The organism is Sphingopyxis sp. H053, assembly GCF_001468225.1.
In the GTDB taxonomy this organism is placed as follows: Bacteria; Pseudomonadota; Alphaproteobacteria; order Sphingomonadales; family Sphingomonadaceae; genus Sphingopyxis.
Genome location: NZ_LNRU01000024.1, coordinates 1 through 6026, shown reverse-complemented (window position 1 = coordinate 6026; position 6026 = coordinate 1). Strand labels below are relative to the sequence as shown.

The 6026-nt window shown below is 57.0% G+C and carries 7 protein-coding genes; 3 read left to right on the top strand and 4 right to left on the bottom strand.

Features of this window, described 5'->3' with window-relative positions; genetic code table 11:
- Nucleotides 1-471 precede the first annotated feature (471 nt).
- A complete protein-coding gene (locus tag ATE70_RS24000; protein WP_058540011.1) occupies nucleotides 472-819 on the top strand; it encodes a hypothetical protein in 348 nt (115 codons plus the stop codon).
- Between the two features lie 656 nt (nucleotides 820-1475).
- Nucleotides 1476-2084 carry a DUF6088 family protein gene (locus ATE70_RS25350; RefSeq protein WP_058540010.1) on the top strand — a complete coding sequence of 203 codons (609 nt, stop codon included), beginning with the start codon at nucleotides 1476-1478 and terminating at the stop codon, nucleotides 2082-2084.
- 565 nt (nucleotides 2085-2649) lie between these two features.
- Here the strand turns inward: ATE70_RS25350 and ATE70_RS23990 are convergent.
- The 3 genes from ATE70_RS23990 to ATE70_RS25345 all read right to left on the bottom strand — a co-directional run bounded on the left by ATE70_RS23990 (nucleotide 2650) and on the right by ATE70_RS25345 (nucleotide 3827).
- Complete coding sequence (locus tag ATE70_RS23990; RefSeq protein WP_058540009.1) at nucleotides 2650-2916, bottom strand: Txe/YoeB family addiction module toxin; 267 nt, start codon at nucleotides 2914-2916, stop codon at nucleotides 2650-2652.
- Complete coding sequence (locus ATE70_RS23985) at nucleotides 2913-3167, bottom strand: type II toxin-antitoxin system Phd/YefM family antitoxin (protein ID WP_058540008.1); 255 nt, start codon at nucleotides 3165-3167, stop codon at nucleotides 2913-2915. Before ATE70_RS23985 ends, ATE70_RS23990 begins: the two co-directional genes overlap by 4 nt.
- Nucleotides 3168-3581: 414 nt before the next feature.
- Nucleotides 3582-3827: a hypothetical protein gene (locus tag ATE70_RS25345; RefSeq protein ID WP_058540007.1), complete on the bottom strand. Its 246-nt coding sequence runs from the start codon at nucleotides 3825-3827 to the stop codon at nucleotides 3582-3584.
- Between the two features lie 174 nt (nucleotides 3828-4001).
- On the opposite strand from ATE70_RS25345, the gene ATE70_RS23975 reads away from it, so the two are divergent.
- Nucleotides 4002-4610 (top strand): plasmid pRiA4b ORF-3 family protein, encoded by a 609-nt coding sequence (locus tag ATE70_RS23975; RefSeq protein ID WP_058540012.1) that lies wholly within the window; start codon nucleotides 4002-4004, stop codon nucleotides 4608-4610.
- Nucleotides 4611-4897: 287 nt separating this feature from the next.
- On the opposite strand, the gene ATE70_RS23970 is transcribed toward ATE70_RS23975, so the two are convergent.
- On the bottom strand, nucleotides 4898-5899 hold the full coding sequence (locus ATE70_RS23970; RefSeq protein ID WP_082662289.1) for a GSU2403 family nucleotidyltransferase fold protein: 1002 nt from the start codon (nucleotides 5897-5899) through the stop codon (nucleotides 4898-4900).
- Between the last annotated feature and the right edge of the window lie 127 nt (nucleotides 5900-6026).

The following is a 6026-nucleotide window of genomic DNA, read 5'->3' as shown; positions in this document are numbered from 1 at the left end:
GATCGAGGAGGAAAATCAGCCCCTACACATCACCGCCAAAGCCGCCTGACGATGGCCCACGGCCACAGCCGAAATTACACCACCTTGACGGACGCGACCGCAGATAATAGGAGACTCTCTCCGTTTCAAGATGTGTGAGATGGCGCAGTGATTTGGACGCGCACTCGTAACAGGCTGGGCTCCGTCGTTTCACGCGATTGGCATAATGATGTGCAAGCTGCGCGCGATCATCGAGTGGGTCGTTCGCTCGGCCCACATTTTTTGACGAATGCCGCAATCAACGTGCTGGGCGGGGGCCTTGGCAAGAGCAATTGCTGTTTCGCGAGGCTTGATGCCTTGGATGGTAGAACAAGCAGATCAATCCGGTGCGGTTGTGCCGATAAGGAGGCCCGCAGAGTGGCATTCATGATCCGTTCAACCGCTTCAAATGTATGAAGAGACGGACCATGCGCGAAAGTCTCAAACCGGAGAATGATGGTGAAAAACAAGCTGATGGTGGCAATGATAGCAGGCGCGTCGCTGTTCATCGCTGATGCCGCCTCCGCGCAATGGCTTAATTCCACCCTCGACGCTCAGCGAGCAGATAATCTGCGGAAACATCAGCAGCGACAGGCTCAGAAAGCTGCCGAAAAGCAAAAGCAGCCGCAACCGAAAGCGACGACGCCTCGCCCCCTCACACGTGCTGAACGCAAGGCCGCATGGTCGATCCACGAAGCCGAGTATCGGCGCCGCGCAGTTCGTGATGGCTACGCCAGCGCAGACCGATGGTTTGAGGAGCGGGTTCGTGCCGCGATCGCAAACGGCGGGCAGGCTAAGTAAGCGTAATGAACCGGAAATTTGTTCATCGCGCAGCTTGGTCAGCGAGGCACGTCCCGGCAAAAACACCCAAATCTAATGCTCGACGAGTAAGCCGAACGCCTGTCCTCTATGCGGATCGGCTTCGAAGGCGGGACCTCTTTGGCAGTCGCTATATGGCATTGGATGAAAAGCATAATATTCAGGGTCTGGGGTCCCGGTCGCGCCGATTAACTTAAAGACGTAGTCAGCATTTCCGTTTATTTTTAAATGGTTGCCGGATTTTACGAGATCCTACTTTCGACGCCAATCCTTAACCAGCACGCGCCATCGACGCCGGCGACACATAGAGCGGATGCGTTGCGTCGATGAACTGACGATCGAAGTCGTCCGCAAAAGGCTCGTACTGGTCGGTCATGACACAATCCTCGTGCTTGAACGTACAGGAAACACCGCTGAACGGCAATGTTTCGATATGTTCGGTGCCCGACGGTTGCGGCAAGAGGTAGCGTACGCGATTCTACAGGGCACAAATTAAACTCTCACTGCCGCTGATCGGCCGACGTCAAACATATGTGCTCTCAATCCCCTTGAGCGTGGTAGCGAGAGAGTACGAAGCTCGGGTCTAGATTGTTAGAAACTATGATGCTATTATCTAACATATAAGGAACACCCTAGGCATGTCAGCTGTAGCGGACCAGATCATGAGGCGAGTACGTGGCAAAGGCCGCGGCTGGGTCTTTACTCCCAAAAATTTTGTCGACCTCGGTACGCGAGGTTCGATCGATATGGCTCTCTCTCGGTTAGCACACGCTGGCAGCATTCGCCGTATTGGCCGAGGGCTTTACGATTATCCACGTCAACATGATTGCTTGGGTACTCTCAGCCCCGACCCTGCAACTATCGCCCAAGCCGTGTCCGCGCAGACCGGAGATAAGATCGCACCTTCAGGTGCAGCCGCGAGCAATAGCTTCGGTCTGTCTACGCAGGTGCCGGCGCGCGCGACATACGCGACTAGCGGCCGAAGCCGAGTACGCGAGGTGGGCGGGCGCAGCGTAACGCTTCGGCACAGCCGAGCCCCGGTACTCGACAATGCAAGCGATATCGCGAATGCTGTCGTGCAGGCGCTTGCTCATCTTGGCCGCGACCAAATCGACGGCGATAAGATTCACCAATTCGCGGCTAGGCTGGATGGCAAAGACATGAGCGATCTCGTGCGCGCACGCGCGCGCATGACGGGATGGATGGGCGATGTCGTCCTCAAGATCGCAGCCGCCCGCCAGGGGTGAATTTGCCCATAGGCGGCCGACAGGCGAGCCTTCGTTACAGGAGGCGCACTTCAATATTCGATATCTGGCAAGTTTTGGAGTTTGCGTGACCGCCTGTAGTGGCGGATATTGCGACACGACCGGATTGCTTCATGGGTAGGATATGATGCGCACAGAAATTGATTTCTTACCCCATCGTGTGGATCGGCTCTGGAGCGGGACCTCTCACTTTCACAACCTATGATCTTGAATAGACTTAAAAATTCGGCTTTGAATGGGAGGCTCCATACGCGCCGTTCGGGAACCCCGCATGCATCTATTTAGGCATAAAGAACAAGGCACTTCCCTGAGAGCGGGGTCCCACTCTGATGCTGGTCCACAGTTCAAACCCCGTTATCGTCGTCGCTCCTCACTGCACAAGAACGGCACTCATTCATCACATCATCGCTTTGTCACCTAATTCTTCACCCGATCACCCTGACGTTCGCGAGGGAGGTGGCATGGATCGTCTCAAAGTTGGTTGCTGAGGGGAGTGCTGCGAGATCGCAACCACTATCGCCTTATGGGGTTCGCAAGCAGGCCGCCTTCAGTAATGGAAGCGGCACTGAGCGATCTCGAGCTGCTGATTAGGCGGGCTGCCGCTGATACGATAAACAAGGCGATCTTCGAGCGTGATGCGCCGCGACCACCATCCCTTGAGGTCACCTTTCAGCGGCTCCGGTTTCCCGGTCCCCTTAAAAGGCGTTCGCTGGCACTCCTTTATGAGATCATTGACGCGCTGGAGAATGTTCGGCGCCGTGCTTTGCCAGTGGAGATAATCGTCCCATGCGGAATCCGCGAAAACGAGCTTCATTCGGGAACAAGCTCGCGCACTCGCCCGTTGCTGGCATCAAGCTGCGCAACTGCAGTCTTGAGACGCTTGGCATTCGTCGGCGAGCCGAGCAGATGCAAAGTTTCTTCCATGGCGTTCCAATCCGCAAGCGAAACCATGACCACGGATTCGCCACTCTGACGCGAAATCACGACAGGGGTGTGATCAGCGACTACCCGATCCATGACCTTCTTCAGTCGGGCGCGCGTATCGGAATAGTTCATCACGTCCATAGCAGTTCTCCTTGCTATAATATGTACCATAATCTGTACAAATTCAAGCCCGGTCGTCGTCATTAGCGGGCGATTGATGCCGTGACGCAATCGGCAAGATAATGGAATGAACGAAGTGGGATCGCAATCGTCGTTGCCGCAAAAGCAAGCATAGCGACGGCTTCTCCCAGGCTTGCGAGGACAGGCGGGGGGAGGTCCATTTTATCCAGTTGGAGCGATCCCCGGAGACGGTTTCGAGGATGCCGACAAGCCAGCCGCTCAAGGCTGCTGGTGACATGGCTCGAAGAGGAGACGCTGATCGCCGGGCCGCACGCCGCATGGCAAATCGACCACGCCGTTCGGCGTCAATTTCGGGTATCCGGACAAGATGTATCCGTCCAGCGAGGCCGAAACAGCGCGGACAGCCCTGCGGTATCAGTTGTCGAGGAACGCTTGGACACCCTCTTCGGCGAGTACTTTGCGGAGGGCGGCATCGGCTTCCCGATCGGAGGCGAAGGCGTCACTCCAAACGACCGACGTTCCGCGCGCGTTGATAACCTCCAGCGACCAACCGGGCTCTGTCGCGATGCGAACGATGTTGATGGTCAGCGGCACGCCGTCCTGGATAATGTGCCGGCTAAGGGGCGACTCTATCAGTTCGGGGTGCGGTCCGGATTGCATGGATGCATGCTACTGGAATCCTGCTCTTCCTACAACATCCTCTGTTCCCAACGCCAGGGCAGAAGCTCGGGGAGCCGACTGACACCATCCACCAGATGGAGCGAAAGCGTCTCGTTGGGGCGAATTCATGTCGCGGATATGGACATCGCTCAGCGCGCCCGCCAGCATGGCGGCATGACCGATCAGATCGCCCGGATTCGCATCACGCTCGAAGACATGAAGCCCACCATCTGGCGCCGTGTCGAACTTCCCGTCACAAACAGCCTCAAGACCCTGCACCTCGCGATCCAGGCAAGCATGCTCTTCGAGAATTACCATCTGTTCCGTTTCGACATCGGCGATGCCGCCTATGGCATCCGCTTCGACGACGATGAATTCATGATCCGCACCCGCGACGCCGCCAACATGCGGATCAGCAAGCTTGTCGAACGCGGCATAACCAGCTGTACCTACACTTATGATTTCGGGGACAACTGGCGTCATCGTATCGAGATCGAAGCGGTCCAGCCCGCAACCCCAGGCGTTGATTACCCGCGCTTCGTCGATGGTGAACGTCGCGCCCCGCCCGAAGACGTCGGCGGCACCATGGGGTTCGAAGAGTTTCTCGAGGCCATGGCCAAACCACGCCATCCCGCCCGCGCATCCATGGTGGAATGGTACGGCGGTGTCTTCGATCCCGCCGATATCAGCCCTGGCGAGATCAACGCACGCATGGCTAAACTCGCCAAGCGACGCGCGCGGGGAAAAGCTGCTCACGCCAACGCCGCATTTCGCGTCGACTGATGGGCCGCGGTTTCCTTACCACGCGTACGGCTATCACTCAGTGACGCCGAGATGAGAATATGCCGCATGGCCTATGAGCTGGACGATATCAAAGCGCAGAGCGACTGCCACGGTCTGTGGACGCGTTTTCCATGTCTCGTACAAAACGCTGCGGCTGCGACGAACAATCGAATGCCAAGGCTGCGGAGAAACCGTCAGGCCAATTGACGAAACGCCGATTGCGAAGATTTAGGCGCTGGTCGACGATGCAGACGCGGCCGCATAGATTCTCGCAATAGGTGGTCAGATCACCAATCGGACCTACGCTGTGCAGTTGTGTTATTCTGCCAATTGTCGAAACAGTCCTGCAATTCGGAAGGGATCGCCGCCTCGAATACCGCGTCGAGCGGATAATGGGGCATGGCTTCGGCGACAGCATCGAGCAGCGCGAACCCCTGCTTGCGGTCTTTCGGGCGCTTGAGCGGATTGCGCTTGGCCTGCTGCGACATCCAGAGTTTGTGTAGCGCAAACCATCGAGGGTCCGGTGCGACGATCCGGGCGGGAGACCCGTCGCGGCAGCCGATTACCTGATCGACCGGTCGGCCGAGCAACAGCCACTCCTGCTCTGGCAAAGGTATCGGCCGCGGTTGATCGCGTCCGCTCAGCGTTCCCGCTCGAGACGGAGCCACGAGCAGTTCGACCTCATAGGCCCGGGCATTCCGCGCCTGGAAATCACGCTCGCTGTTGATCGTGAAGGTCGGGTCGACAGCCTTTAGCATCTGCCAGACAGTCTGTTCGGAAGCTTCTTGTTCCGTGGCGATCCAGGCCAGGTCGAAGTCCTCCGTTTCATCGGGCAGGAGAATGAAGCCGTTCGCCTCGATCATATAGGCCGCGATCGCGTTGGTGCCGACAACGACAAGGTGCGTGCCAAGGAGATCGCGGCGATCGCATTCGCGAAGGATGGGACCGGCATCGCTGGAAAGCAGGGGCAGGCGTAGCGCCCGGTAGAGGGCCGCGCTTTCCGCAAGATTGGATTGCAGAATCGAGCCGCGTTCTTTGAGTTCGGTCTTTTTCTCGCGATATGCTTTGAGCTCGGCTTCGCGCGTCGCGTCCATATTACCGAGAGATTTCCCGTTCCCACTGCGATCGAAAATCTGGTATAAATACTCGTACTTGCCAACGGTTTTACGGCGCAAATCGTAAGGCAACGCCGTCCGCTCGCGTTCGACAGCGATCCAGGCCTCATATCGTTGCCGGAGGTTGACGAGCAGTCGGGATTGCTCGTCGGTGAAGGCGCGTACGGTACCCATGAGGATTTATCCCACAATTTTAGAAATTCGTCAAATGTGGGATAAATACATATCCGATAACAAACATTATGTTAATACCGATACCGCAACTGTCCATGTAAACTGTGTCCAGTGTGATGGCGAAAGG

What these genes read in the sequence shown, in the direction of transcription:
- ATE70_RS23990 (WP_058540009.1), bottom strand. Translation starts at nt 2,916, where the DNA reads ATGAAGCTCGTTTTCGCGGATTCCGCATGGGACGATTATCTCCACTGG.
- ATE70_RS23985 (WP_058540008.1), bottom strand. Translation starts at nt 3,167, where the DNA reads ATGGACGTGATGAACTATTCCGATACGCGCGCCCGACTGAAGAAGGTC.
- ATE70_RS23975 (WP_058540012.1), top strand. Translation starts at nt 4,002, where the DNA reads ATGACCGATCAGATCGCCCGGATTCGCATCACGCTCGAAGACATGAAG.
- ATE70_RS25350 (WP_058540010.1), top strand. Translation starts at nt 1,476, where the DNA reads ATGTCAGCTGTAGCGGACCAGATCATGAGGCGAGTACGTGGCAAAGGC.
- ATE70_RS23970 (WP_082662289.1), bottom strand. Translation starts at nt 5,899, where the DNA reads ATGGGTACCGTACGCGCCTTCACCGACGAGCAATCCCGACTGCTCGTC.
- ATE70_RS25345 (WP_058540007.1), bottom strand. Translation starts at nt 3,827, where the DNA reads ATGCAATCCGGACCGCACCCCGAACTGATAGAGTCGCCCCTTAGCCGG.
- ATE70_RS24000 (WP_058540011.1), top strand. Translation starts at nt 472, where the DNA reads ATGATGGTGAAAAACAAGCTGATGGTGGCAATGATAGCAGGCGCGTCG.